General features: G+C 58.1%; 22 protein-coding genes and 3 pseudogenes. 17 read left to right on the top strand and 8 right to left on the bottom strand.

From position 1 onward, the window contains the following. Positions 1 to 50 precede the first annotated feature (50 nt). Complete coding sequence (locus tag POR16_RS21745; RefSeq protein WP_005887170.1) at positions 51 to 869, top strand: alpha/beta fold hydrolase; 819 nt, start codon at positions 51 to 53, stop codon at positions 867 to 869. Positions 870 to 919: 50 nt separating this feature from the next. On the opposite strand, the gene POR16_RS21750 is transcribed toward POR16_RS21745, so the two are convergent. The 4 genes from POR16_RS21750 to POR16_RS21765 form a co-directional block, all read right to left on the bottom strand. After that, entirely contained in the window at positions 920 to 1,768 is an 849-nt protein-coding gene (locus tag POR16_RS21750) for an ureidoglycolate lyase (RefSeq protein WP_053932321.1), read from the bottom strand. Positions 1,769 to 1,806: 38 nt separating this feature from the next. Then, the gene (locus tag POR16_RS21755; protein WP_005887164.1) at positions 1,807 to 2,547 is read right to left on the bottom strand and encodes an SDR family oxidoreductase; all 741 of its coding nucleotides are present in this window, start codon (positions 2,545 to 2,547) and stop codon (positions 1,807 to 1,809) included. Beyond that, positions 2,544 to 3,941, bottom strand: coding sequence for an MFS transporter (locus tag POR16_RS21760; RefSeq protein ID WP_122381223.1), 1,398 nt, complete (start codon positions 3,939 to 3,941; stop codon positions 2,544 to 2,546). The genes POR16_RS21755 and POR16_RS21760 overlap by 4 nt, the downstream gene beginning before the upstream one ends. A 162-nt stretch (positions 3,942 to 4,103) precedes the next feature. Then, on the bottom strand, positions 4,104 to 5,063 hold the full coding sequence (locus tag POR16_RS21765) for a LysR family transcriptional regulator (protein WP_005887159.1): 960 nt from the start codon (positions 5,061 to 5,063) through the stop codon (positions 4,104 to 4,106). Between the two features lie 114 nt (positions 5,064 to 5,177). On the opposite strand from POR16_RS21765, the gene POR16_RS21770 reads away from it, so the two are divergent. The 11 genes and pseudogenes from POR16_RS21770 to POR16_RS21820 all read left to right on the top strand — a co-directional run bounded on the left by POR16_RS21770 (position 5,178) and on the right by POR16_RS21820 (position 15,300). Continuing rightward, positions 5,178 to 6,359, top strand: coding sequence for a fumarylacetoacetate hydrolase family protein (locus POR16_RS21770; protein ID WP_005887157.1), 1,182 nt, complete (start codon positions 5,178 to 5,180; stop codon positions 6,357 to 6,359). A 50-nt stretch (positions 6,360 to 6,409) separates the two neighbouring features. After that, positions 6,410 to 8,194 carry an IlvD/Edd family dehydratase gene (locus POR16_RS21775; protein WP_005887155.1) on the top strand — a complete coding sequence of 595 codons (1,785 nt, stop codon included), beginning with the start codon at positions 6,410 to 6,412 and terminating at the stop codon, positions 8,192 to 8,194. A 132-nt stretch (positions 8,195 to 8,326) separates the two neighbouring features. Next, entirely contained in the window at positions 8,327 to 9,139 is an 813-nt protein-coding gene (locus tag POR16_RS21780; RefSeq protein WP_005887153.1) for an energy transducer TonB, read from the top strand. Between the two features lie 10 nt (positions 9,140 to 9,149). Continuing rightward, positions 9,150 to 9,842: a MotA/TolQ/ExbB proton channel family protein gene (locus POR16_RS21785; protein WP_005887151.1), complete on the top strand. Its 693-nt coding sequence runs from the start codon at positions 9,150 to 9,152 to the stop codon at positions 9,840 to 9,842. A gap of 1 nt (position 9,843) precedes the next feature. Continuing rightward, on the top strand, positions 9,844 to 10,248 hold the full coding sequence (locus tag POR16_RS21790; protein ID WP_005887149.1) for an ExbD/TolR family protein: 405 nt from the start codon (positions 9,844 to 9,846) through the stop codon (positions 10,246 to 10,248). 70 nt (positions 10,249 to 10,318) lie between these two features. Next, a complete protein-coding gene (locus POR16_RS21795; RefSeq protein WP_005887147.1) occupies positions 10,319 to 12,625 on the top strand; it encodes a TonB-dependent receptor in 2,307 nt (768 codons plus the stop codon). A gap of 138 nt (positions 12,626 to 12,763) precedes the next feature. Beyond that, the gene (locus POR16_RS21800) at positions 12,764 to 13,003 is read left to right on the top strand and encodes a hypothetical protein (protein ID WP_005887145.1); all 240 of its coding nucleotides are present in this window, start codon (positions 12,764 to 12,766) and stop codon (positions 13,001 to 13,003) included. An 82-nt stretch (positions 13,004 to 13,085) separates the two neighbouring features. Next, positions 13,086 to 13,319 (top strand): annotated as a pseudogene (locus POR16_RS21805) (hypothetical protein); the annotation flags it as partial. Further along, positions 13,294 to 13,626 (top strand): annotated as a pseudogene (locus tag POR16_RS21810) (SDR family oxidoreductase); the annotation flags it as partial. The pseudogenes POR16_RS21805 and POR16_RS21810, both read left to right, overlap by 26 nt. Before the next feature lie 171 nt (positions 13,627 to 13,797). Further along, a complete protein-coding gene (locus tag POR16_RS21815) occupies positions 13,798 to 14,568 on the top strand; it encodes an SDR family NAD(P)-dependent oxidoreductase (protein WP_005887139.1) in 771 nt (256 codons plus the stop codon). A 166-nt stretch (positions 14,569 to 14,734) separates the two neighbouring features. Continuing rightward, positions 14,735 to 15,300, top strand: a pseudogene (locus POR16_RS21820) (nucleotidyltransferase family protein). A gap of 138 nt (positions 15,301 to 15,438) precedes the next feature. Here the strand turns inward: POR16_RS21820 and POR16_RS21825 are convergent. From POR16_RS21825 to POR16_RS21835, 3 genes are all read right to left on the bottom strand, one after another. After that, entirely contained in the window at positions 15,439 to 16,002 is a 564-nt protein-coding gene (locus POR16_RS21825; protein ID WP_005887136.1) for a TetR/AcrR family transcriptional regulator, read from the bottom strand. A 213-nt stretch (positions 16,003 to 16,215) separates the two neighbouring features. After that, positions 16,216 to 16,917 carry a glutathione S-transferase family protein gene (locus POR16_RS21830; protein WP_005887134.1) on the bottom strand — a complete coding sequence of 234 codons (702 nt, stop codon included), beginning with the start codon at positions 16,915 to 16,917 and terminating at the stop codon, positions 16,216 to 16,218. A 165-nt stretch (positions 16,918 to 17,082) separates the two neighbouring features. Next, positions 17,083 to 17,709, bottom strand: a complete 627-nt coding sequence (locus tag POR16_RS21835; RefSeq protein WP_005887132.1) for an FMN-dependent NADH-azoreductase — start codon at positions 17,707 to 17,709, stop codon at positions 17,083 to 17,085. Positions 17,710 to 18,019: 310 nt separating this feature from the next. On the opposite strand from POR16_RS21835, the gene POR16_RS21840 reads away from it, so the two are divergent. Continuing rightward, on the top strand, positions 18,020 to 18,562 hold the full coding sequence (locus tag POR16_RS21840) for an ATP-binding protein (protein ID WP_005887130.1): 543 nt from the start codon (positions 18,020 to 18,022) through the stop codon (positions 18,560 to 18,562). Positions 18,563 to 18,805: 243 nt separating this feature from the next. Here POR16_RS21840 and POR16_RS21845 read toward each other — a convergent pair whose 3' ends face one another. Beyond that, the gene (locus POR16_RS21845; protein WP_005887129.1) at positions 18,806 to 19,930 is read right to left on the bottom strand and encodes an ROK family transcriptional regulator; all 1,125 of its coding nucleotides are present in this window, start codon (positions 19,928 to 19,930) and stop codon (positions 18,806 to 18,808) included. A 166-nt stretch (positions 19,931 to 20,096) separates the two neighbouring features. Between POR16_RS21845 and POR16_RS21850 the strand changes: the two genes are divergently transcribed. Genes POR16_RS21850 through POR16_RS21865 form a run of 4 tightly spaced genes read left to right on the top strand, consistent with a single transcriptional unit; the run spans position 20,097 to position 24,296 of the window. Then, positions 20,097 to 21,413: an extracellular solute-binding protein gene (locus tag POR16_RS21850; RefSeq protein WP_005887127.1), complete on the top strand. Its 1,317-nt coding sequence runs from the start codon at positions 20,097 to 20,099 to the stop codon at positions 21,411 to 21,413. Continuing rightward, complete coding sequence (locus POR16_RS21855; protein WP_005887126.1) at positions 21,410 to 22,303, top strand: carbohydrate ABC transporter permease; 894 nt, start codon at positions 21,410 to 21,412, stop codon at positions 22,301 to 22,303. Before POR16_RS21850 ends, POR16_RS21855 begins: the two co-directional genes overlap by 4 nt. After that, on the top strand, positions 22,300 to 23,193 hold the full coding sequence (locus POR16_RS21860) for an ABC transporter permease subunit (protein WP_005887124.1): 894 nt from the start codon (positions 22,300 to 22,302) through the stop codon (positions 23,191 to 23,193). The genes POR16_RS21855 and POR16_RS21860 overlap by 4 nt, the downstream gene beginning before the upstream one ends. Then, the gene (locus tag POR16_RS21865) at positions 23,190 to 24,296 is read left to right on the top strand and encodes an ABC transporter ATP-binding protein (protein ID WP_005887123.1); all 1,107 of its coding nucleotides are present in this window, start codon (positions 23,190 to 23,192) and stop codon (positions 24,294 to 24,296) included. The genes POR16_RS21860 and POR16_RS21865 overlap by 4 nt, the downstream gene beginning before the upstream one ends. The last annotated feature ends 3 nt before the right edge of the window (positions 24,297 to 24,299 follow it).

The raw sequence follows: 24,299 nt of genomic DNA on the forward strand, positions 1-24,299 counted from the left end.
CGTGGCAACCTGACTGGCAAGCCAGATCATCTGAAACGAGAGGAATCGGCATGAGCACGTTCAAGACCAAAGATGGCACCGATATCTATTACAAGGACTGGGGCACGGGCACACCGGTGCTGTTCAGCCACGGCTGGCCGCTGGATGGCGACATGTGGGAATACCAGATGGAGCACCTCAGCAGCAAAGGCTACCGCACCATCGCCTTTGACCGGCGCGGCTTTGGCCGTTCGAGCCAGCCGTGGAGCGGTTACGATTACGACACCTTTGCTGACGATATCGCTGAGCTGATCGAGCACCTCGACCTGCGCGACGTAACGCTGGTCGGCTTCTCCATGGGCGGCGGCGACGTGACGCGCTACATTGCCAGGCATGGCAGCGAACGAGTCGCCAGGCTCGCCTTGCTGGGCTCCGTCACGCCGTTTTTTCTCAAGACCGAAGACAACCCTGAAGGTGTCGACGCATCCGTTTTCGATGGCATAAAGGACGGCCTGATGAAGGACCGCGCCCAGTTCATCAGTGACTTTGCGACACCGTTCTACGGCCTGAATAAAGGTCAGGAAGTTTCTGAAGGCGTTCAGACCCAAACCCTGAACATCGCCCTGCTCGCCTCACTCAAGGGCACGCTGGATTGCGTTACGGCGTTTTCCGCCACAGACTTCCGTCCGGACATGGCCAAAATCGATGTGCCGACCCTGGTGATTCATGGCGATGGTGACCAGGTCGTGCCATTCGAGGCGTCGGGCAAGCGGGCTGCCGAGATGATCAAGGGCGCCGTGCTGAAGGTTTATCCTGGCGCTCCGCATGGTTTTGCAGTGACCCATGCGCAACAACTGAACGAGGATTTGCTGACGTTTCTGCAGAGCTGAAGCCCTGCGTACAACAGGGAGTCGATTGCCGACTCCCCTCTCACACAGAATCAGTCGGCCTGAACGGTCAACTGATTCTGCTCGCCCAACCCGGCGATGCCCAGGCGGATACGCTGCCCGGCACGCAGGAACACGGGCTCGGGTTTGACGCCAAGGCCGACGCCAGGTGGCGTGCCCGTCGAGATCACATCACCCGGTTGCAGGCTCATGCACCGGCTCAGGTAAGCGATCAATTGCGGCACCGAGAAAATCAGCGTGCGGGTATTGCCCTGCTGGTAGCGATGGCCATCGACCTCAAGCCACAGGTCAAGCGAGTGAGGGTCGGCGATCTCATCGCGGGTCACCAGCCAAGGGCCAAGCGGGCCGAAGGTATCGAAGCCCTTGCCCTTGTCCCATGTGCCGCCGCGCTCGAGCTGCCATTCGCGCTCGGACACATCATTGATCACGCAGTAGCCAGCGACGTGCTCCATTGCATTGGCTTCGTCGATGTTACGCCCGCCCTTGCCTATCACGACGCCCATTTCCACTTCCCAGTCGGTCTTGAGCGAGCCACGCGGGATCTGGACGTCATCGTTCGGGCCGCAGATGGCGCTGGTCCATTTATTGAATATGATCGGCTCTTTCGGGATTTCCATATTGGATTCGGCAGCGTGGTCGGCGTAGTTCAGGCCGATGCAGACGAACTTGCCGACCTGCCCGACGCAGGCGCCGATACGCGGTTGACCCGGCACCAGCGGCAGGCTTGCAGGGTCAAGTGCCGCAAGGCTAGCCAGGCTGGCTGGGCTCAACGCATCGCCTGCGACATCTTTGATGTGCGCGGAGAGATCGCGGATCTGGTTGCTTGCATCCAGCAGGCCGGGCTTTTCAGCACCTTTTTCACCGTAACGTAGCAATTTCATCGGGTTCTCCTGTTTCTGTCGAGGCTGCAAAAACGGGTTCAGATGCTCATTCCACCATCGATCACATGCACAGCACCGGAGGTGTAGGACGAGGCATCAGAGCCCAGATAAATAACCAGTTGCGCGATTTCCTCCACGCTGCCGATACGTCCCATGGGCTGTCGATCCACAAACTGCTGATAGACCTGTGCCTCGGTAATGCCCTGCTGTCTGGCCTGCGCGGCAATGCGCATTCGCAGAGACGGTGAATCCACCGTGCCTGGACAAATAGCATTGCAACGGATGCCTTGACCAATGAAATCTGCAGCTACCGATTTGGTCAGCCCGATCACCGCCGCCTTGCTGGCACTGTAGGCGAAGCGATTGGGCACGCCTTTGACGCTGGACGCCACCGACGCCATGTTGATGATCGAACCGCCACCGCGGCTCAGCATGCCCGGCAGAAAGGCCTGGATCATGCGGTACATGGCGGTGACATTGAGATCCATCGAGTGCAGCCAGGCTGCTTCGTCACATTCCAGGATTGTGCCGGAATGCACATAGCCTGCGCAGTTGAACAGCACATCGATCGGGCCGATCTGCTCGCTGAGTTCGCGGATCGCCTGGGCCGAGGTAACGTCCAGCTTAATGGCTTGCAGTCCGCTTATACCGCTCAGGTTGCTCAGGTCCAGATCAGTTGCAATGACCTCAGCGCCAGCCTCGACGAACGCCTTGGCACTGGCCAGCCCGATACCTTGGCCAGCCGCGGTAATCAGTACTCGTTTGTCGCTCATGGTCATACTTTCTCCATGCCAGAAAGAGTGGGAGTAACCATTGCCGGAGCAGCGCCGGTCTTGTCGAGCATGCTGTGCGGGATCAACAGAATCAACCCGCCGCTGACCAGTAGGCACAGGGCCAGCACGTATGTGCCGTTATTGATGTCCCCCGTCATGGTCTCAGCGACAGCAGTGATCATAGAGCCCGTGAAGCCGGACAGGTTGCCGATCGCATTGATCATCCCGATCCCGGCCGCTGCCGCAACGCCTGACAGCACGGTCCCCGGCAACGTCCAGAATATCGGCATCAGGCTGAGCAGCCCTGACGCCGCCACGCTGAGAAACAGCACCGAAAGCACCAGATTGTGAGCAAAGTAAGCACTCAGAATCAGACCGACGCCACCAATGAACGCGGGCACTGCCGCGTGCAGACGCCGCTCGCCAGTGCGATTGGAGTGCCGTGCATTGAGCAACATGGCAACGGTGGCGATGCTGTAGGGAATGGCGGTCAACAAACCGATATGAAAGGTATTGGCAATACCTGCGCTTTTGATGATCGACGGCATCCAGAACGCAAGGCCATAAAAACCGGTGTTGAATGTCAGCAGAATCAACACCAGCAGCCAGACGCGCGGGTTGAAAAACACCTCGCTCAGGCGCGAGGCCTTGCCGTGATTGTCGCTGACCAGATTGGCCTTGAGCATGGCTTTCTCAGGTGCCGACAACCATTTGGCCGAGTCGATGTTGTCACACAGGTAAACGATCACCACGACCGCCATGATGATTGACGGGATACCCTCGATGATCAGCATCCACTGCCATCCGGCCATGCCGTGTATGCCGTTCATGCTGTTCATCAGCCAGCCGGACAGCATGCCGCCGAGCGTGAGGCTGACCGGCAGCGCCATCAGAAAACCGGACATCACGCGGCTTTGACGGTGCGTTGGAAACCAGTAGTTGAGGTACAGAATGACCCCGGGAAAGAAACCTGCCTCACAGATGCCCAGCAAAAAGCGCAGCACGTAGAACATGCTGCTCGATTCAATGCGGAAGAACTGTGCGAGGGGTACGGTGAAGGCGACTGCAATGGACACCAGTGCCCAGGTGAACATGATCCGGGCAATCCAGAAACGCGCGCCAAGCCTGTGCAACAGCAGGTTGCTGGGTACTTCAAACAGAAAGTAACCCCAGAAGAACATGCTCGCGCCCAGCGCATAGACGGTATTGCTGAATTGCAGATCGTTGAGCATGTCGAGCTTGGCGAAACCGATATTGACCCGGTCCAGATAGGCGGCCATGTAACACAGCAGCAGGATCGGCAGAGTTCGCAAGATAACCTTGCGATAAGTGCGGTCTTCAAATCCTGCGTCGGAGCCCTGCGGTTCGGCATTGGTCTGCATGTGAATAACCCTTGGCATGCGGGCATGCCTCATTGTTTTTATTGAGTGGGTCGTGCGGGCAGACACAGCTAAATCACTGAATGCCCCATTGCATGTGCTGGCCAGTAATCTAGGTCAGGGAGTGATTCAATCCCAATGGCATTTTTGGATTAATCGATAACGCACGGTTATTGCTCTACCTCATGAACCTGGCGCTAGCTTTTCCTGAACCAGACGCGCGTTTTCCAGCAGGATATTGGCAAATTCCTGAGCGGGGCCGGTCAGTGGCTCGCTCTTGCGGGTCAGAATCCCGTAGAACTGCGGCACCAGATGCATCTGCGTTTGCAATGTCCTGAGCAGCCCACTTTCGAGATGAGGTGCAACCATCGCGTCAGGCAACATGCCGATCATCGGGCCGCTTTGCAGCACCTTGAGGAAGGTCTGCATCGAGATGGTATCGATGGTATTGCGCGGCACGCCGACACCGGCCTCGGCAAATGCTGCTTCCATACGTCCGCGTATCGGCGTGCCTTTCGGATACAGCATCCATGGCCAGTCCACCAATTGCTGCAAGCTCATCGGCCCTGCATCGCACAACGGATGACGGCTGTTGACCACGATACTGAACGGTTCGGGCGCCAGTGCCTGAAAATCATAACGCTGCTGCTGGCCCTTTTCGGTGAATCGGCCGATGGCCAAGTCGAGTGTTCGCTCTTCCAGCATTTCCATCAGGTGATCGCTGGTCTGCTCGACCACCTCGATGGACAGCAACGGCCACCGTTCCTTGATCTGCACGATGGCCTCGGGCAGCACCACCGCCGTGGCAGCGAAGATGCCGCCGACCTTGAGGTGTCCATGGCCACCGGCGCTGAGGTTGTTGATCTGTTCGACGAACGTACGCGCATCGTTCAAGGCAAGCTGGGCGTAACGCACCACCTGCACGCCCAGTGAAGTCGGCACCATGCTGCGCGGCAAACGCTCGAAAATCGCGAAACCCAGCAGACTCTCTATTTCCTTGAGCATCTTGCTCAGCGCAGGCTGGCTGAGGTTCATCTGCTGCGCAGCAAGGTGCATGTTCTGGGTACGCCCGAGGGTGTCGATCAGAATCAGATGGCGATATTTCAACCAGTTACAGAAGCTCGAAAACGACAGGTCCGACATGGGTTCCCTCTGCGCAGCAATAACGCCAGGTTATCGATAAGTGAATATTTGCCATTGGAGTTTATCCAGGCAGCCACCTAGCGTGCAGTTTTTATGGACCAGGAAGCGTTCGCTATGCCCATCCGTCTTACGCCTGAAAACACCCTGCCAACCGATGGCTCGCCTGCCACCCTTATCGGACGCGCCTGGATCCCCGGCAATGTGGCTGGCCCCTCGCCTGTGGTACTGCGCGCTGATGGGGTGTTCGACCTGTCGGCGCACTTCGCCACGGTCAGCGAATTGCTGGAGCAGGACTCCCCAGTCGAGGCTGTGCGCAACGCTTCGGGTACTTTTGTCGCAAGCATTGCGGCGCTGCTGGCGAACAGTGGCGTACACACCAACCGTGACCGCCCCAGCTTGCTGGCGCCACTGGATTTACAGGTGATCAAGGCCGCCGGCGTGACCTTCGCCGCCAGCATGATCGAACGAGTCATCGAGGAAAAAGCCGGAGGCGACGCAACGCTTGCCGACAGTGTCCGCGAGACGGTGCGCAAGGTCATCGGCGACAACCTGCGCGCGGTCAAGCCTGGCTCCGAGCAGGCTATGCTGCTGAAGGCGGTGCTGCTCGAAAAAGGCATGTGGTCGCAATACCTGGAAGTCGGGATAGGCCCCGACGCAGAGATTTTCACCAAGGCCCCTGTGCTTTCAGCCGTTGGCAGCGCCAGCCCGATCGGCATTCACCCGGATTCGCACTGGAATAACCCCGAGCCCGAAGTGGTGCTCGCGGTCAACAGTCGCGGTCATGTTGTAGGCGCGACGCTGGGCAATGACGTGAACCTTCGTGACTTCGAAGGACGAAGCGCGCTGTTGCTGGGCAAGGCCAAGGACAACAACGCCTCATGCGCCATCGGCCCGTTTATTCGGCTGTTTGACGAGCATTTCAGCCTTGATGACGTGCGCCACTGCGTGATCGACCTGACGGTTGAGGGGACCGATGCTTACCGGCTGCAAGGGGCCAGTTCGATGGATCAGATCAGTCGCGACCCGCTGGATATCGTGGCGCAGACCCTCAATGGCTGTCACCAGTACCCGGACGGCCTGGTGCTATTCCTTGGCACGCTGTTCGCCCCGACCCAGGATCGCGATCACCCTGGCGCTGGCTTCACTCACAAATCCGGCGATCTGGTGCGCATCAGCAGCCCGTTTCTCGGCAGCCTGCACAACGAGGTGACGTACAGCAATGCCGCCGCGCCGTGGACGTTCGGGATCGGCGCGCTGTTTCATAACCTGTCAGCCCGAGGCCTTCTGAAACGCTAAGCGACGTTGCGCACTATTCCGGCTTCACCACATAACAAGAGAACACGCCCATGAGCCTGCCACCCAAACGCTCTCTGCGCAGCCAGCAATGGTTCGACGACCCTGAGCATGCCGACCTGACTGCGCTGTATGTCGAGCGCTACATGAATTACGGATTGACACGCAGTGAGCTGCAATCGGGTCGTCCGATCATCGGGATCGCCCAGACCGGCAGCGACCTGACGCCCTGTAATCGCCATCACATCGAACTGGCCCAACGGGTCAAGGCCGGCATTCGCGATGCGGGCGGCATCCCGATGGAGTTCCCGGTGCATCCGATTGCCGAACAGAGCCGTCGCCCGACTGCTGCGCTGGATCGCAACCTGGCGTACCTGGGGCTGGTGGAGATTCTGCATGGCTACCCGCTGGACGGGGTCGTGCTGACTACCGGTTGCGACAAGACAACGCCCGCGTGCCTGATGGCCGCCGCGACTACCGACCTGCCGTCCATTGTGCTGTCCGGCGGGCCGATGCTCGACGGCCATCACAAAGGCGAATTGATCGGCTCCGGCACAGTGCTTTGGCATGCGCGCAAGCTGCTGGCGACTCAGGAGATCGACTACGAAGGCTTCATGGAAATGACCACCGCCGCCTCGCCTTCGATCGGCCACTGCAACACTATGGGCACCGCCCTGTCGATGAACGCGATCGCTGAAGCCTTGGGCATGTCGTTGCCCGGCTGCGCGAGTATTCCTGCACCTTATCGCGAACGCGGGCAGATGGCCTACGCCACCGGCAAACGCATTTGTGAACTGGTAATGGAAGACGTCCGCCCTTCGCAGATCATGACCCGAGAAGCGTTCGAAAACGCTATTGCTGTCGCTTCGGCACTGGGTGCGTCGAGCAACTGTCCGCCACATCTGATCGCCATCGCCCGCCATATGGGCGTCGAACTGAGCCTGGAAGACTGGCAGCGTATCGGCGTCGATGTCCCCTTGCTGGTCAACTGCATGCCGGCCGGCAAATACCTTGGCGAGGGTTTTCACCATGCAGGCGGTGTACCTGCCGTGATGCACGAACTGCAAAAAGCCGGGCGCCTGCATGAAGACTGCGCCACGGTCAGCGGCCGATCCATAGGCGACATTGTCCGCACGGCAGTCACCAGCAACACCGAAGTCATCCTGCCCTACGACAAACCGCTCAAATACGGTGCCGGGTTTATCGTGCTCAGCGGCAACTTTTTCGACAGCGCGATCATGAAAATGTCAGTCGTCGGCGAGGCCTTCCGCAAAACCTATCTGTCCGAACCCGGAGCCGAAAACAGCTTTGAAGCGCGCGCTATCGTGTTCGAGGGGCCCGAGGATTACCGCGCGCGCATTGATGATCCGACGCTGGATATCGACGAGCGCTGCATTCTGGTAATCCGTGGCGCAGGCCCCGTCGGCTACCCTGGCAGCGCTGAAGTGGTGAACATGGACCCACCCGCCGCACTGATCAAACGCGGCATCGACTCGCTGCCCTGTCTGGGTGATGGGCGCCAGAGCGGCACCTCGGCAAGCCCGTCAATACTCAACATGTCTCCGGAGGCCGCCATCGGTGGCGGCCTTGCATTGCTGCGCACCAATGATCGTTTGCGGGTGGACCTCAATGCCCGTTCGGTGAACCTGCTGGTAGACGACGAGGAACTTGCAGTACGTCGACAAGCCTGGACACCGTCAATGGCGCCGTCACAAACGCCCTGGCAGGAACTCTACCGACAGTTGGTCGGGCAGTTGTCCACCGGCGGCTGTCTGGAACCGGCCACCCTGCACATGAGAATCATCGCCCGCAATGGGCCGCCAAGGCATTCGCATTAAGCGAAAGAAAATTGGATCGAACGGAGGCGGTCATAATTAATACACACAATGAGTATTAATATCCTCACCAGTTGAAACGAGCCCGCATTGTTACGTCGCGGGTTCGTACTCTTTCGATGGTGAGCCGATTCCATGTCAACGCTGATCCTGCCCCGCCGACTGCCGCCGCATGAATGCCGCTCCTGGCCTGAACCGCCTGTCGGCACGCGCTGTGTGGCGCCATCTTCGCTGTTCGTCCCGCCTCATGGAGGCAACGTTCCGAAAGCGTGGCTGGGCAATACATCGGCGATTCTGGCAGCGCTCGGGCTGCATGCGGCACTGGTGCTGTGGCTGACGGCCGATCATCCGCAAGCGCCCGAACCGACTCCACCGATGCCGATCACCGTGCAATGGGTGCCGCCGCCTACTCCGCCTGCTCCGCCGTCAGCCCAGCCGACACCGCAGCCGCCCGAACCTGTAGCTCAGCCAGAAGCGCCGCGCCCTGCGCCCACGCCGCCTCCCAAACCTGCGCCAGCCGAGCTGCCAAGGCCCAAGGCCCAAGCAAAATCACCGCCGATAAAAGCCGTGGCCAAACCGGTTGCGCAAGCCCCTTCCGCAGCGCCACCCGCACCTGCGGCGACTAAAGCGGCGCCAGCGCCTGCCGCGGCTGCGACGCAGTCAACTACCGCGCCAATTGGCCGGGCGGGTTACCTGAATAACCCGCCGCCGGTGTACCCGCCCGCCGCCGCACGCCGACACCAGGAAGGCACGACGCTGCTGCGCGTCCACGTGCTGCCCAACGGACGTGCCGACCAGGTACAGGTGCAGCAATCGAGCGGCGTGCCAGCGCTGGATGAAGCCGCGCAAGCGGCTGTTCGGCAGTGGACCTTTATTCCCGCCAAACGCGGCGACACCCCGGTCGAAGGCTGGGTCAACGTGCCCCTGGCTTTCAAACTCGCACCCTGAGGCTTACGTCATGAACACCGCTTACTCCGTAATCATTACCCAGACCTCGATGATCCTGCTGGTGATCTTCTCGCTGGTGACCTGGGCGCTGTTGCTTGGCAAGACGTTCCAGCACTGGCGACTGTCGCGGCAGAATCGACGTTACGCCACGCAGTTCTGGGCCGCACGCGACTTGCAAAATGCACTGCAGCTGCCCCACGGCGAAGGCAGCCTGGCGCGCCTGACCGATGCTGGCGCACAAGCCCTCGCCGCGCCTCATGACTCGCCAGACCTTGGCCACAGCTGGAATCGCCAGGACCTGCTGGAGCGCAGCCTGCGCCAGCAGATCCACAAGGAACGACGTCATCTTGAAAGCGGCATGATCCTGCTCGCCTCTATCGGCAGCACCGCGCCGTTCATTGGTTTGTTCGGCACCGTGTTCGGAATCATTCATGCGCTCACTGCGATAAGCCAGGCCAAGTCTGCCAGCATCGCTGTGGTCGCCGGGCCTATCGGCGAAGCCTTGGTCGCGACCGGCGTCGGCATAGCAGTCGCCGTGCCTGCGGTGCTGGCTTACAACTTTTTCGGACGACGCATGAAACTGGTGATCGCGGATCTGGACGAGTTCGCCGTGGACTTTCTCAACCTCTCGCAACGCAACGCGTTCCGGCTGCAACCCGGGAAGCGCGACAAGGCAGTCCCCAACCTGAAAGGAGTGATCTGACATGTCCTTTTCAACTTCCAGTGATGACGATGCAATCAGCGACATCAACATCACGCCGCTGGTGGACGTGATGCTGGTGCTGCTGGTGACGTTCATCATCACCGCGCCGCTGCTCAATAATTCCATTCCGCTGGATCTGCCACAAACGGTCGCCACGCCCTCACAGGATCAGGCCAGCCCGGTAGTGGTGAGCGTCGATGCCAGCGGTGGCGTGTTTATCGACAGTGAAGCGGTAGCGCTGGAACAACTGCCGGACGCGCTGCAAAACCTTCACGACAAGGATCCGGACGTCGCGATCAACCTGCGCGCCGACCAGGCGACGGGCTATGGCCGAGTCGCTCAGGTGTTGGCCGATGTCCAGAAAGCCGGGATCAGTCGCCTGTCGGTCGTAACCGAAAGCCCCTGACATAAAACCTGCCGCTCCCTAATGACACATGCCGCCAGTGCGGCCCCCTGACGCCCCAGGAAAACCTTTCATGAACACTCGATCGATACCGCGCGCCTCTCGATTTCCAGTAACGCGTCTTGCGCTGCTGATTTCATTGAATTCACTGTGCCTGATCAGCCCGTTCATTCGGGCCGACGACAATGTGCCAGTGGCTGTCACGCCGCCAGCCAGCGACGATGCCACAGCCACGACGCTGGGCACCGTCTCGGTGATCGGCCAGGGCGAAACCCGTCAGGTGCAACGCGTCACACAAAAAGACGTGAAGGCTTATTCCGCAGGCACCAGCCCGCTGAAGGTTCTGCAGCGCCTGCCGGGAGTCAACTTCCAGTCCGGCGACCCGCTGGGCCGTGAAGAAGGCAGCCAGCGCATCAGCCTGCGCGGCTTCGACATGCACCACCTGGGCTATACACTGGACGGCGTCACACTCGGCAACATGAGCTTCGGCAACTTCAACGGCCTGAGCATTACCCGAGCGATCATTGCGGAAAACATTGCAGCCAGCGAAGTGGCTCCCGGCATCGGTTCGCTCGGCACGGCGTCAAACAGTGACCTGGGCGGCACTATCCAGTTCACCAGTTCCAACCCCGATAAAGAGTTCGGCGCGCGGCTGTCGCAGACCATGGGCAGCTACGACACTTCGCGCACGTTCATGCGGGTCGACACAGGGGAATACAACGGCCTGTCGGCTTACGTGTCGGGAGAAAAATACGATGCCGACGCTTGGAAAGGCCACAACAACCCGCAAAAGTCCGATGCTGTGAACGCCAAGGTCAATTACAACTTCGGCGACAACCGCGTGAGTTTCTTTCACAGCACCTCGTCGCATGACGAAGCCAACTTGCCGAACATGTCGCAAAGCATTATCCAGCGACTGGGCTACAACTGGAGCTATTACACACCCGACTGGCCCCGCGCAGTCAACGCTGCCAACGGCATTTATACCGGTGGTGTAACCAGCGCAGGCGATGCAACCTACAACGCCAGCAGCCTGCGCGACGACGAGCTGGATATTCTCAATGGCAACTTCTCGCTGACCGATGATCTGGTCCTCGACGCCACTGTCTATCACCATCACGACTCGGGCCGGGGCAACTCTTATTATCCGTTCATCTACACCACCGGCGCTAACACGGTGCCCAGCAACTCGATTCGCAGCACGCAGTACGGCATTGATAGAACCGGGTTCCAGAGCTCGCTGACCTACTATCTGGGCCAGCATGAAATTCAGGGCGGGTTCTGGATTCAGTCCAACAAGAACGACATTGCTCGTTACCTGTTCGACACCACCAATGCGACACCGCAGAACCACATCGTCAAAACCAACGGCCTGCCGCTGGCGGCTACTGTGCTGGACCAGAGTTACAACGACCTGACCCGACAGTTCTACTTGCGTGATACCTACACTCTGCTCGATGACCGCCTCAAACTCGAGTTCGGCGCGAAAAATACGGTCACCACATCTACCGCCGAAGGCAAGGGTGGCGGTTACGCCAATGGCTCACTGGAAGCCCGGGACCGCTTCCTGCCGCAGGTGGGCGCGACCTATAAGCTCGACGAAGACGACGAGGTCTTCACTTCCTACTCGGAAAACATGGCAGCCTTTCCGAGCGGCGGTTACAGCCCGTTCTTCACCACCCAGACTGCCGTAGACGCGCAAAATGGCTTCAAGGACCTGAAACCCGAAACCTCGAAAACCGTCGAACTGGGCCTGCGTCGCAGCACGAAGCTGTATTCGGCATCGGCGGCGGTATACAGCACGAAGTTCGACAATCGCCTGGTCGCTATCACCAATTGCACCGGGATCGTGATCTGCCAGAACGGCGTGGCCAACGTCGGCTCGGTCACCAGTCGAGGGCTGGAGCTGTCATTCGGCCTGACACCCGACGAACACTGGCGCTGGAGCAACTCCATGTCCTATAACCGCAGCACTTACGATGATGATTACTCCAGCGGAGGCAGCACCGTGCATGTCAAAGACAAAACCGTGGTCGACTCGCCGAAGCTGATGTATTCAAGCAACCTGGACTGGAACTGGGAACACTGGAACGCCGGCCTGCAAGGCAATTACGTCAGCAAACGCTATTACACCTACACCAACGACTCCAGCGTCAGCGGCTACTGGCTGGCAAACGCCAACCTGGGTTACGACTTCGGCAAACTCGGCGCCCTCAAGGACACCACCGTTTCGCTGAACATGGTCAACCTGTTCGACAAGCGCTACATCTCTACCCTTAACACCGACGCCAGCGCCGCTGCCGACCCGTCAGGCAACTTGCAGATTCTTCAAGTGGGGACGCCACGTAGTGCGTTTGTGACATTGGGGGTGAAGTTGTAATTGTTGCTGATGGTGGACGTGTGTTGCCCGGCCTGCTGCTCACTTGCTTGCGGGAGTGAGCCGGGCGACTGGCGACGAATAGCGCACGGTGCTGCATACTCCCCATCTACATAGCGCCGACTTATATCTGGACACCCCATGACACCCAACGCAGAACTCTATAACCCTTCAACCGAATACGCCGACAAACTGATCTCGCGCATCGGGCAAACCCCCTTGTGGATCGCCAAGCGTATCGGTGTGACTGACAAACGTATTCGCTACATTCTTGATGGTGAAAGGACCGTCAAGGGCGAAACCACGCCGATTCAGATGACCTATACCGAGCAGTTTGCACTGGAGTGCCTTGTGGCCGAGGCTATCGCGCTGAGGATGTAGGTCACGCCTGCCATCAAGCATTGCCCTTGAATTTGAGGTTTCTGATAATCACGCCCTCAAATAACTCAAGCAAGGAAACGCAGTGAAAGGAAGCCTACTGGTGGTTGCGTTGCTTGCACTGTTGATGCAAGGCTGTGGCGTGACCATGACGCGTTACGAGTCAAGTTTCGATAACGTCCAGAAGCTCAAGTAAAACCCTCCCCTTCAACCGATCCGTCAGACTCAGGTCAGCGCCGCGGCAGGTCAGGATTCTCTGCAAGTGCGGGGTAATCCTGTGACATCCCCTAGCGGCAGCATCACGCAAGACATCCAAGACGGTGGCGCTTTACTGCGCCGAGCAAGGATTGAAAGTTCGATGCAACTCTATCCACCCGGCCGCCATCCTCACCCCCATGTGGGAGCCCATGCTGGGTGCTGATGCGGGTCGTGAAGAGCGAATGGCTGCACTCGTTCGACACACTCCACTCAGAAGATTTGGCATGCCCGAAGAAGTGGCGGCTGTGGCCCTGTTATTGGCCACCGATGAGGCTACATACATTACCGGCAGTGAGTTCAACATTGATGGAGGTCTGCTGGCAGGGTCGGCAGCGACGCCAGTGGTATTGGATGACAGCGAAACTTGAACACTGCCGCACGAATGGCTGTAACGGGTCGATAACTGCCCATTACGACAGACAGCAATCAGCCAGAAGCTGCCCATCATTTGCTTCGACTGCTACTCTCTGCGGTCTCTGGACTAAATGCTGCTTATCGTGACAAAGCAACCAGCGTAACCACGCTCCTCAAGGTGCCTTATGAGTTTGATACCCGAACTGAACAGCGAAGCTCACGTGCTGATATGCGGAGCCAGCCGAGGTATCGGTTTGGCACTCTGCGCGGCTTTGCTTGCTCGCGATGATGTGGCTCAGGTATGGGCGGTAGCGCGAGAAGCCAGCACTTCCCTGGAACTGGCAAAGCTTGCAGAGCAATATGGCGACCGCCTGAAACGGGTCAACTGCGACGCGCGCAATGAGCAATCCCTTGAAGCACTCGCGAGCGAGATACTTGAAGGATGTGATCATCTGCACCTTGTCATTAGTACGCTAGGCATTCTTCATCAGGACGGCGCAAGAGCAGAAAAGGGTCTGGCACAGTTGACCCTTGCGGGCATGCAAGCAAGCTTTGTGACCAATACGTTTGCTCCAATCCTTTTGCTCAAATACATGCTCCCGTTATTGCGCAAACAACCTTCTACCTTCGCGGCGCTCTCTGCCAGAGTCGGCTCTATCGGCGATAATCGATTGGGCGGCTGGTACAGCTACAGAGCCAGCAAAGCAGCGCTCAACCAGTTGCTGCACACAGCCAGTATCGAATTGAAACGCCTGAATCCTGCCTCCACTGTTCTGGCAATACACCCAGGCACGACGGACACGGATCTGTCTCAGCCATTCCAGGCGAACGTGCCTGATGGCCAACTGTTCGAACCGGCGTTCTCGGCGGATCGCATTATTGAGCTGGTAGGAGTACATGGACCAGCCGACAGCGGGTCCTTCTGGGCGTGGGACGACAAACCTATTGTCTGGTGACTTATGTCGCTCGCGAAAACAGGATCGCTGCCGGCCTGACCTGCCTATTTGAGCGGCTGTTTTGGCCCATAGTCATAGTGTGTAAAAAGGCTGTCCTTGGCGGAGTTTTACAAGGCCAAGATGTATTGCCGGTCGCCAGGATTAGATTGATTCCAAAAGGATGAAAATGACGTTGACTGTCGAGAGGTTTGCCAGGGTAGCAATGGCCAATCCGATAAATGCTGAAATCATCTCACGCTTGCCTTCACTCGGTTTGAATCAATGCATGCTCACCGCTGGCTGCCTGTTCCAAGCATTCTGGAATCATCAGGCTCGCCTGCCGTCAGCCTGGGGGTGAAGGATTACGACGTTTTTTACTTCGACAATGATCTGTCCTGGGAGGCCGAGAATAAGGTCATCGGCTCTGTTCAGCGTCTCTTCCAGGATCTCGAAGTTAACATTGAGATCAAGAATCAGGCTCGCGTTCACCTGTGGTACAACCAGCGGTTTGGCGGGGATTATCCCCAGCTTCATTCTGCTAAAGAAGGGATTGATCGCTACCTGATTGCCGGTACCTGCATTGGTTGGGAAGTTGAAACTGGCGAAATCTATGCTCCCAATGGCCTGGCAGACACCGAGCAAGGGCTACTTCGTATCAATCCAAAGAATCCCAAGCCGGATATGTTCGATCAGAAGGCGAAAAGTTATCAAGCTCGCTGGCCTTGGCTCAGGATCGTAGATCCGCAAAGTTGAATCGGAACGCGCGGAGTATGCCGATGAACGAATTTATTGGGCTACAGACGCCGCTTCTTCCGGCATGCCAAATCTTCAGAGCAGAGTGTCTCGAACGAATGCGGACTCTTGCCGAGGTACCCGGCGGATGGTTTTAAATTATGCCGGGAGCGGCCCATGCATTCGGTAGGCGTCGATCAGGGTATCGAAAAGCGAGATGTCTGACCTGCTTCTTGCGATGAGCTGGGCGCCCGCCACGGCAGAAAAAATAGCTCGCGCGCGCGCGTCGCTATCAACTGGCTCGCAGACGTGTGCGGCGACAAGTAGCTTACTCAACCAGTCAACATTGACCTCTGTGAACGCTTGTATCTCTTGGGACATTTCGGTGGGTAAATTATCGGTTTCAGCCCCCACGAAACTGCACAGGCACAGGCGATTTCCAGCTTCAAGCGAGCGCCGAAAAATTTCGGGGAAACGATGAAGTGCTTCGACAGGATTCGGGGTTTGCTCAGAGATAGTTTCGAGCGCAGCTGCGCCGTCTTCCCAGTACCGTTTGGCAACAGCGACACCCAAATCGGCCTTGCTGGAAAAGTGGTAATAAATACTGGCTGGCTTAATGCCGACCTCATGAGCAAGATCGCGAAAATTCAGTCCGTTGTAACCCTGTGACTGGGCGATGTTCCTGGCGGCCATGAGTATGGCCTCTCGGGCGTTGGTGCTCATTGTCGTGCCTTTCGCACTTCGGGCGAGTTTCGAGGAAGCCGGGCATGGTAAAGCAAAAAAACTAACATTTGTCAGGTAGGCAAGATCGGGCTGCAAAAAGTATCTACCTGACGTCTGCATGGCTGGCAAACGTCGAGCGCGCCCAAGGTATTTACGCCGAGACTGCCATCCAGCCGCTGTCTCGACGATTGCTCAGTGTTTAACGAGCGGACATTACACAGTGGGCGAATCCAGTTCTGGTATACCGCTGCTGCGATCAGCATAAGCAGCCTGAAAGCCTGGCCGTTTCTGCCAGCGTTTCCAGTAAGCGTCCAGATGTTCGAAACGCTCATCCAGAGGGGTAGCGTTGACGGGGAACTTGGAGAATGCGATGGCGGTAGCCAGCGTTATATCGGAAAACGTGGGCTCAGTGCCGCCGAGCAGCCATTCGCGACCATCAGACAAATGACGATTAACCAGTGCCGCGTGTGTAAGCGCCTCCTTGCGGCAGTGCTCACCCCACGCCTCATTCTTGGTCAGTTCGAGCTTGAATCCGAGTCCTGTGTGCAATACGTGGAAAGCCGTAACAATCCGATAGAGGATATGCACCCATATGCGGTTATCCCACATATTGTCGAGTCCCTGCTCAAGAGCCCCATCGCCCATGATCTTGCGACCAGGGTAGGACTGATCGAGAAAACGAGCGATTGCCGGGGTTTCGGAAATATAGCCACCATCGGCCAGCTGGAGAGTTGGTGTTTCACCCCATGGATTCATGTTCAGGTGACGCCAGCCGCGCTGCTCGCCTCCCGGGGCCATGTCATAGATGATTTCATCAAACTGGTCGGCGATGCCTTTTTCATGAATGAATAAGCGCAGCCGCTGGGGATTGGGGAAAGCCGAAGGGGACGTAAACAGCTGCAATTTCGAATTCATGGGCATACCTTGGAGTGAGAAAAATCTACCTAACGGTTGTTAGGTAGGTAAACCATAGGATGACAAGTGGCCTGCGTCAATAGGCTACCTAACATTTGTTAGGTAGCAGCGAGTGCTTTCGCCCCGGTCAGAGCGCCCTGCCCATCGACATTAGACGCTGACGTTTCATACAACGCTTGTAGCCAGCTTAGACGCCTCTGTCAGCGCTGCAGCAAAATTGGCATCTGCCGTTGCAGGATCCGCAAGCGTTGCTTCTGACAGGACCGCATCAATGGTCGTGATGCCCACCATCCGCGCCCAGGTTCTGATGTACGCGACCTGATGATCGTAAGCTTCAGTAGGGAAGTCTTCCCCAAGCGCCACACCGCGGGTGGCGAACACCACTACCTTCTTGCCTTTAAGAAGACCTCGCATGCCTTGGGCGTCGAACTCGAACAGCACGCCACGCTGGGAAACTACGTCAATCAAATGCTTGAGCCGGTAAGGGATACCGAAATTCCACATAGGCACGCTAAAGAGGATGACGTCGGCCAGATGGAAACGCTCGCTCAATGCATGTATCTGCTTCCACACCGCCTGTTGTTCAGGGCTCATTTGCAAGCCTTGGAGGTCCGCGTACTTCGCATTCAGGGCAGGACCGTCGAACGGCAACAGCTCTGTCGTCCAGACATCCAGAACATCTATGGTAGCGCCGGGATGAAGCGAGGTTAGCGTCTCAAGATAGCGCGAGGCCAATTTCAGGGAGGCTGAGCGCTCCCCGCGTGGAGAACTGGCGATGTGAAGAATATGCATCGATTTCATTCCTGTTGGGGGACAGCCGCAGAAGTAACTTAATTTAGTCCATCAGGCGGTCGCTGATGTTCCCGGTGGTAATGCGGAGATATCTGGAAGTCTGCCGCTGACCGAAAGCGACGCGGCGACTTCGTCAGACCGCATTCACGAATGCTTGCTGTCTGTTTCAGGCGCCTTAAATTCAGACCTGAGTGAGTGATTTTTTACAAAATCGGCTAAAGCTGTAATCGATGATCCACAAAAATGTACGACTTTGGATGGTATTAACAGCAGACTGCTCAACGCTGGCAGTTACTTATGGAGTAAAAAATTGCGGACCTACATCACAGGTGCCTCATGTGCCGGCGTGACGACGTTGGGTCATACCCTCGCCTCCTTGCTCAGCCTTCGTCATCTAGACGTGGATGACTTCTATTGGCTGCCTACCGACCCACCTTTTACAACCAAACGCGCGCCCAGTGAGCGCGTGGCCCTGATTCAGCAAAGCCAAGAGGACGACAACTGGGTACTGACCGGATCCTGTATGGGTTGGGGAGATGCATTAATTAACAACGCCGACGTGATTGTGTTTGTCGCAACGCCAACACCCGTTCGCCTTGAAAGATTAGCAGCGCGTGAAAAGAAGCGCTTTGGAGACCGGATCGCGCCAGGTGGCGACATGCATGAGATTCATCTGGCCTTCCGGGAATGGGCATCGAAGTATGACGACCCGACTTTTTCAGGACGCAACAGGGCGTGGCACGAGGCGTGGCTGTCCAGGCAAACAGTTCCAATTGTTAGAGTTGATGGGTTGAGCAGTGCTGAAAAGATGGCAGCGGATGTTATTCAGGCTTTGTCAAAAGTATTGCCATAGCTAGAAACTGGAAAAGGAAAAGCACGACTTTCAGCACACGTTCGTAATATGCGTTTTGACTCATAAGCGGTAACGCTTTGCGCCAGTCGCATGGCCGGCATGAGCTTGCGGACCAGGCATTTCTGCGCGTGTTCTATGACGCTGGTGGTAAAAAAGCGACGGCGCTGATCACGCAGAGATCGAGGTCCGGTAGTCGTCGACTATCTGCAAGCCGCTTAACAGACCCGAGCGCGTACCACTTGATCAAACAAAAAAACGCTCTTTCAACGGCACTAGCGCCGCACCAATAGCCGCTGCATCTCCATTGGTCTCACTCAGCAATAACTGCGGCCGAGGCGGTGGCGAGTTGTAGCGGTGGGTGCCCCAGAACGTTGTAGCGGCAATCAGGCGCCTGCCCAGTTCAGGTGGCAACTGCCCGCCAAACACCACGGCCTGAGGGTCAAACAGCCCTGCCAGTGCGTTGACCAGACGGTCGAGGGTTGGCTGGATGCGTTTCAGCCAGTTGTCCACGCCTGGCCAGTAGGGATCGAAGCGCAAGCGCAGGTCTTCGATTGAGTCGACCTGCACGCCGTTCTGGTGCAGCTCTTCCAACAGGTAGCGCAACGCCGGGCGGTTTACCGACTCTTCATCGTTGTACAGGGTGATCTCCCCTGCGTTGCCGTGACTGCCAAAATACGGTTTGCCGTTGATGACCACGCCCGCGCCGAAGCCGAAGTTGAACGACAGGTAGATGAAGTTGGACGCCCAGGCCCCTGCCCCCACGAGGCTTTCGCCGATGGCCGCTGTAGTGGCGTTGTTTTCCAGCCAGACCGGCATGCCGAAGCGCTCTTCGAGGACTGGCTGCAAGTCTATCAATGACCAGTCGCGCAGCGGTTCGGGGGCATTGACCTGGCGGTTCTGGAGGAAGAAACCGGCGATGGCAAAGCCAATTCCGATGACACGCTCAGCGTCGATACCATTGCGTTGCAGCATGCGCTCGATGGTTTTTTCCAGCGAATCCAGCGTGCTGTTGCGGCTCAACGGCGGCGTACGCAGGGTGACTTGCTCCAGGACGTTGCAGCCAAGATCGGCAACGCAGACCACCGCCGAGTCAGTGTTGATCGACACGCCGATTGCGTACACCGCTTCATTGACCAGTTCGATACGCGGGCTGGGCTGGCCGCGACCGTTCTTCACACGCTCGCCACTGCGCAGCAGACCTCGGCTGATCAGTTCTTCGATCAGACGATGAACCGACTGCTGAGCCAGATCCATTTCGGTCGATACGATAGCGCGGGTGATGGCGCCACGCCGCCGAAGGATGTCCAGCAACTTGCGCTCGTTGAGGCTCAATAGCGGGTGCGGCTGCGTTTGAAGGTCGAGGGGCATGAGGGTCAACGTGTCAGAAGAGGGTTAAAACTGTATGCGTGTGGGGCAGTGTATCGCTCGTCGCCGATTACACGCCTCAATCATGAAAATTTAATAAAAACCACGCAGGTCACAAATACTACACACTACCTGTATTAAATAACACTCAGATCCTGTGAGTGTCCTCATGCCTTTCATCCATAAAATTCTGTCCGTGCTGGCTCTGCTGCCCCTCGCCGCCCAGACCTGTGCTGCGCCAGCCGAGTTCTGGTACAGCCACGGTGGTGCGGCCGGTAGCGCCATCGCTGACCTGTGCAAACGTTTCAATGCACAGCATGAAGAAGGCGATAGCCTGCACTGTATCCGCCAGGGAACCTACGAGCAGACGTTACAAAAAACAGTAGCGGCTTATCGAGCGGGCATTGGTCCCGCTCTGGTGGAGATTTATGACGTAGCCACGCCGGACATGCTGCTGGGTGGCGCCACGCAGCCTGTCGAAACCATGATGGCCGAACATCAGAGAGCCTATTCGACCGACACGTTCCTGCCTGCGCTGCGCCGCTACTACGCAGACGATAGCGGCGCTCTGGCAGCACAGCCTTTCGCTGTGTCGACCGCCGTGCTGTACACCCATCGCCACGCGTTGGCCGCAGCAGGCATTCAACAGCCGCCCGCCACTTGGGAAGCATTTGCCACGGCCCTGCGTGCCCTGAAGAAAAATGGTCATGCCTGCCCTGTCGCCACCGAGTTCGCGTCGTGGATCTGGCTGGAGCAAACCAGCGCAGCGCAGGGTACTGATGTCGCGATACGTGTCGACGGAACGGATCGTTACCAGTTCGATAAAGGCACGCATTTGCGCCTGATGAATGACCTTGCTCAATGGGCTGCCGAAGGGCTGGTTAGATACGAGGACTCAACCCGTAGTGGCCAGCAGGCGCTGGCGTTCGCCACTGACGATTGCGCCATGCTGATTGATTCCACCGGCGCCTGGAATGTTGTAAGCAGCACGCTCAAATCCGATATCGACGTCACAGCACTACCGATCTATGCGAATAGCCAGAGGCGCGCCAACGTTCCCGGAGGTTCCTCGTTGTGGGTGATGCGTGGGCATTCTGTTCAGGATGACCAATTGGTAGCGCAATTCCTGACGTTCTTACTGCAACCGGAAAACCAATTGATGTTCAGCGCCCGGACCGGCTACTTGCCAGTCACTCAGGCTGCAGCGGCGACGCTGCAATCCACTGCGCAGCAACCGTCGGCGGTGACGGTCGGCCTGGCTGCACTCAATGACATTGATGGCCAGCCATCTACCCCGCTGCGCTGCGGCTTCATCACGCTGATGCGCCTGATCTGGTCGCAGGAGATGGAAAACGCACTCGCAGGCCGACAAAGCGTTGATCACGCGCTGCACCAGTCAACCCTGCGCGCCAACGAGTTGCTCAGTCTGTTTCAACAGATGCACCAGAGCCAGGCCAGCCAACTGACTGACGAGGCGACGCCATGAAGCCGACCGCACACTTTCCTCAGCCACGTACAGCGCTGCTGTTTGCCCTGCCTCAACTGCTGGCGCTCGGGCTGTTTTTCTACTGGCCTGCGGTGCAGGCGGTCTGGTGGTCGTTTCACCTTGTACCGCCCTTCGGAGGCAACGAGGTATTTGTCGGCCTGAGCAATTATTGGCGTGTACTGAAAGACCCCGGCGTGCTCGCGTCGTTGGGCTCGACGCTGGTGTTCAGCCTGTCGAGTGTGGTGCTTTCGATCCTCATCGCGTTGGTGCTTGCGCTGTGCCTTGAGCTGAAACTGCGCGGCAACGCTGTGTTTCGTAACCTGCTGATCTGGCCCTACGCAGTGTCGGGCGCCACCATCGGCATTGTCTTTCACGTGCTGGCCAACCCGGTGATGGGCATTTTTGCCTGGCTCAACGCAATTGCTCCCGGCACTTGGGCGCCCTACGCCAGCCCGGTGCAAAGCATGCTGTTGTTGATCGTGGCCTATGCGTGGTGCCTGGTGCCGTTCAATTTCGTGATGCTGGTCGCAAGCCTGAAATCAGTACCCGACGATTACCTTGCCGCTGCGGCACTGGACGGTGCAGGCCCGTTCCGGCGCATGCTCGATATTCAGTTGCCACTGATAGCGCCCTATCTGCTGTTCGTGTTCGTCATCGACCTGCTGGAAAGCCTGTCCAACAGCTTCGGCCTGGTCGACACCCTTACCCACGGTGGGCCTGGCGATGCCACCAACGTGCTGGCTTACAAGATTTACACCGACGGTTTCATGGGGCTGGACCTGGCAGGTTCATCCACGCTTTCGGTGCTCATGCTGTTGACGGTCGTAGGGCTGAGCGTTGCCCAGTTCAAGCTCATGACGCGCCTCAAGCGACGCGGGGTGAAAACATGAACGAGCGCAACCGACTGCTCGACGCAGGCGCCTACCTGCTGCTGATTCTGGGGCTGATATTCGCGCTGGGGCCTCTGTACCTGGCGTTCTGCTCGGCGACGGTCAGCAATTCGCAATTGTTCAGCCAAGGGCTGGCAGTGATACCTGGCGACCAATTGCTGACAAATCTTGCGCAAGTGACACAGCGGCTGGACTTGCTGCGTTTGCTCGGCAACAGCCTGCTGGTCGCCACACTCGTGGTAATCGGCAAGCTGACGCTCTCGGCGCTGACCGCCTTTGCGGTGGTGTACTTTCGCAGCCGCTACACCTCGGTGATTTTCTTCGCCGTACTGGGCGCGTTGTTGCTGCCGCTGGAGGTGCGCATCATTCCGACTTACTCGGTCGCCAGTGATTTGCTCGGCCCAGTGCGCAGCGTATTGCAATGGCTGGGCATCCAGTGGCTCCCGGTGCCGACCATCAATCTGCTGGACAGCTACCCCGGCCTGGCGCTGCCGCTGATTGCATCGGCTACCGGTACCTTTCTGTTTCGACAGTTCTACCAGACGCTGCCCGCCGAACTGGTCGAAGCCGCACGAATGGATGGCGCAGGGCCGTGGCGTTTTTTCATCGACATTCTGCTGCCACTGTCCAAGACCAACTTCGCAGCGCTGGGCACGCTGGTGTTTATCGGTGCCTGGAAAGACTACCTGTGGCCGCTGGTCGCGACCAATCGTGAGGACATGCGCACACTGGTACTGGGTGTCGCCAGCTTCCTGCCAACCGACAATACGCAAATCCCCGAATGGAACCTGCTGATGGCCGCCGCTGTAGTCAGCATGCTGCCACCAGTCCTCGTCATCGCGATCATGCAGCGATGGTTCGTCAAAGGCTTGATTGGAGTCGGTAAATGACCGCCCTCACCCCCATTGCATGCGCTCCGGCTATCGTTCTCAGCGGCCTGCATAAGACATACGGTGCGGAGCCTGTTCTTCACGGTCTGGACCTGACCTTCAAGGCGGGTGAACTGAGCGTCATTCTTGGCCCGTCCGGCTGCGGCAAGTCCACACTGCTGCGCCTGATTGCCGGTCTGGAAGAGGTTAGCCAAGGGCAGGTCATGATGGGTGGCCGCGATGTCACCCGGCTTGCGCCCAAAGAACGCCGCTGCGCGATGGTTTTTCAGAACTACGCGCTTTACCCGCACATGAGCGTGGCCCAGAACATAGGCTACGCGCTGAAGCTTGAAGGCGTTTCACGCAAGGACCGGGATGAGCGCATTCAAGCCTGCGCCGCTTCGCTGGGGTTGCTGGACCTGCTGCAACGCAAGCCCGGAGAGCTTTCAGGGGGCCAGCGCCAGCGTGTAGCCATAGGACGGGCGTTGATTCGCAAGCCGCCGGTGCTGCTGTTCGACGAGCCACTGTGCAATCTGGACAGCGCCTTGCGTCACGAAACACGTCTGTTGATCCGTAACGTGCATCAACAGACCGGTGCCACGATCCTTTATGTCACTCACGACCAGACCGAAGCCATGACGCTCGCAGATCGCGTGATGATTCTCAACCGGGGGCACGTCGAGCAGGTGGGCACGCCCGCCGATATTTACGACCAGCCGGCCAGCACCTTTGTCGCCGGTTTCATCGGTACGCCGCCCATGAATCTGCTGCCCGTGACCTGTCAGGAAGACAACGTGCTGATGCTCGCAGACGGGCAACGCCTGCCCGTCAAACTCGGCTTTGCCACCAACCACGTGGGCAAATGGCTGCTCGGGCTGCGGCCTGAAACACTCACGCTGAACCAGGAAGGTGTGACTGCGACGGTCGAGTCCTCTGAAAACCTCGGCAGCCACAGCCTGCTCTATTGCCAACTGGCCGGGACACGCTGCGTTGTCAGCCTTGCCGGGCGTCAGCAGCTGATGCCTGGCACCCAAGTCCGACTGGGGCTCAATGCCACACCCTTGCTGTTCGATGTCGAGAGTGGCAAGCGCCAGCTCGTCTCCTTTTCCCAACCCGCCAAGTGATCG

This window comes from Pseudomonas coronafaciens pv. oryzae str. 1_6, from assembly GCF_000156995.2.
Classification (GTDB): Bacteria; Pseudomonadota; Gammaproteobacteria; order Pseudomonadales; family Pseudomonadaceae; genus Aquipseudomonas; species Aquipseudomonas tremae.

Bases quoted from the DNA above. Each gene is read 5' to 3' on its own strand.
- POR16_RS21745 (WP_005887170.1), top strand. From the start codon at position 51: ATGAGCACGTTCAAGACCAAAGATGGCACCGATATCTATTACAAGGAC.
- POR16_RS21750 (WP_053932321.1), bottom strand. From the start codon at position 1,768: ATGAAATTGCTACGTTACGGTGAAAAAGGTGCTGAAAAGCCCGGCCTG.
- POR16_RS21755 (WP_005887164.1), bottom strand. From the start codon at position 2,547: ATGACCATGAGCGACAAACGAGTACTGATTACCGCGGCTGGCCAAGGT.
- POR16_RS21760 (WP_122381223.1), bottom strand. From the start codon at position 3,941: ATGCCAAGGGTTATTCACATGCAGACCAATGCCGAACCGCAGGGCTCC.
- POR16_RS21765 (WP_005887159.1), bottom strand. From the start codon at position 5,063: ATGTCGGACCTGTCGTTTTCGAGCTTCTGTAACTGGTTGAAATATCGC.
- POR16_RS21770 (WP_005887157.1), top strand. From the start codon at position 5,178: ATGCCCATCCGTCTTACGCCTGAAAACACCCTGCCAACCGATGGCTCG.
- POR16_RS21775 (WP_005887155.1), top strand. From the start codon at position 6,410: ATGAGCCTGCCACCCAAACGCTCTCTGCGCAGCCAGCAATGGTTCGAC.
- POR16_RS21780 (WP_005887153.1), top strand. From the start codon at position 8,327: ATGTCAACGCTGATCCTGCCCCGCCGACTGCCGCCGCATGAATGCCGC.
- POR16_RS21785 (WP_005887151.1), top strand. From the start codon at position 9,150: ATGAACACCGCTTACTCCGTAATCATTACCCAGACCTCGATGATCCTG.
- POR16_RS21790 (WP_005887149.1), top strand. From the start codon at position 9,844: ATGTCCTTTTCAACTTCCAGTGATGACGATGCAATCAGCGACATCAAC.
- POR16_RS21795 (WP_005887147.1), top strand. From the start codon at position 10,319: ATGAACACTCGATCGATACCGCGCGCCTCTCGATTTCCAGTAACGCGT.
- POR16_RS21800 (WP_005887145.1), top strand. From the start codon at position 12,764: ATGACACCCAACGCAGAACTCTATAACCCTTCAACCGAATACGCCGAC.
- POR16_RS21815 (WP_005887139.1), top strand. From the start codon at position 13,798: ATGAGTTTGATACCCGAACTGAACAGCGAAGCTCACGTGCTGATATGC.
- POR16_RS21825 (WP_005887136.1), bottom strand. From the start codon at position 16,002: ATGAGCACCAACGCCCGAGAGGCCATACTCATGGCCGCCAGGAACATC.
- POR16_RS21830 (WP_005887134.1), bottom strand. From the start codon at position 16,917: ATGAATTCGAAATTGCAGCTGTTTACGTCCCCTTCGGCTTTCCCCAAT.
- POR16_RS21835 (WP_005887132.1), bottom strand. From the start codon at position 17,709: ATGCATATTCTTCACATCGCCAGTTCTCCACGCGGGGAGCGCTCAGCC.
- POR16_RS21845 (WP_005887129.1), bottom strand. From the start codon at position 19,930: ATGCCCCTCGACCTTCAAACGCAGCCGCACCCGCTATTGAGCCTCAAC.
- POR16_RS21850 (WP_005887127.1), top strand. From the start codon at position 20,097: ATGCCTTTCATCCATAAAATTCTGTCCGTGCTGGCTCTGCTGCCCCTC.
- POR16_RS21855 (WP_005887126.1), top strand. From the start codon at position 21,410: ATGAAGCCGACCGCACACTTTCCTCAGCCACGTACAGCGCTGCTGTTT.
- POR16_RS21860 (WP_005887124.1), top strand. From the start codon at position 22,300: ATGAACGAGCGCAACCGACTGCTCGACGCAGGCGCCTACCTGCTGCTG.
- POR16_RS21865 (WP_005887123.1), top strand. From the start codon at position 23,190: ATGACCGCCCTCACCCCCATTGCATGCGCTCCGGCTATCGTTCTCAGC.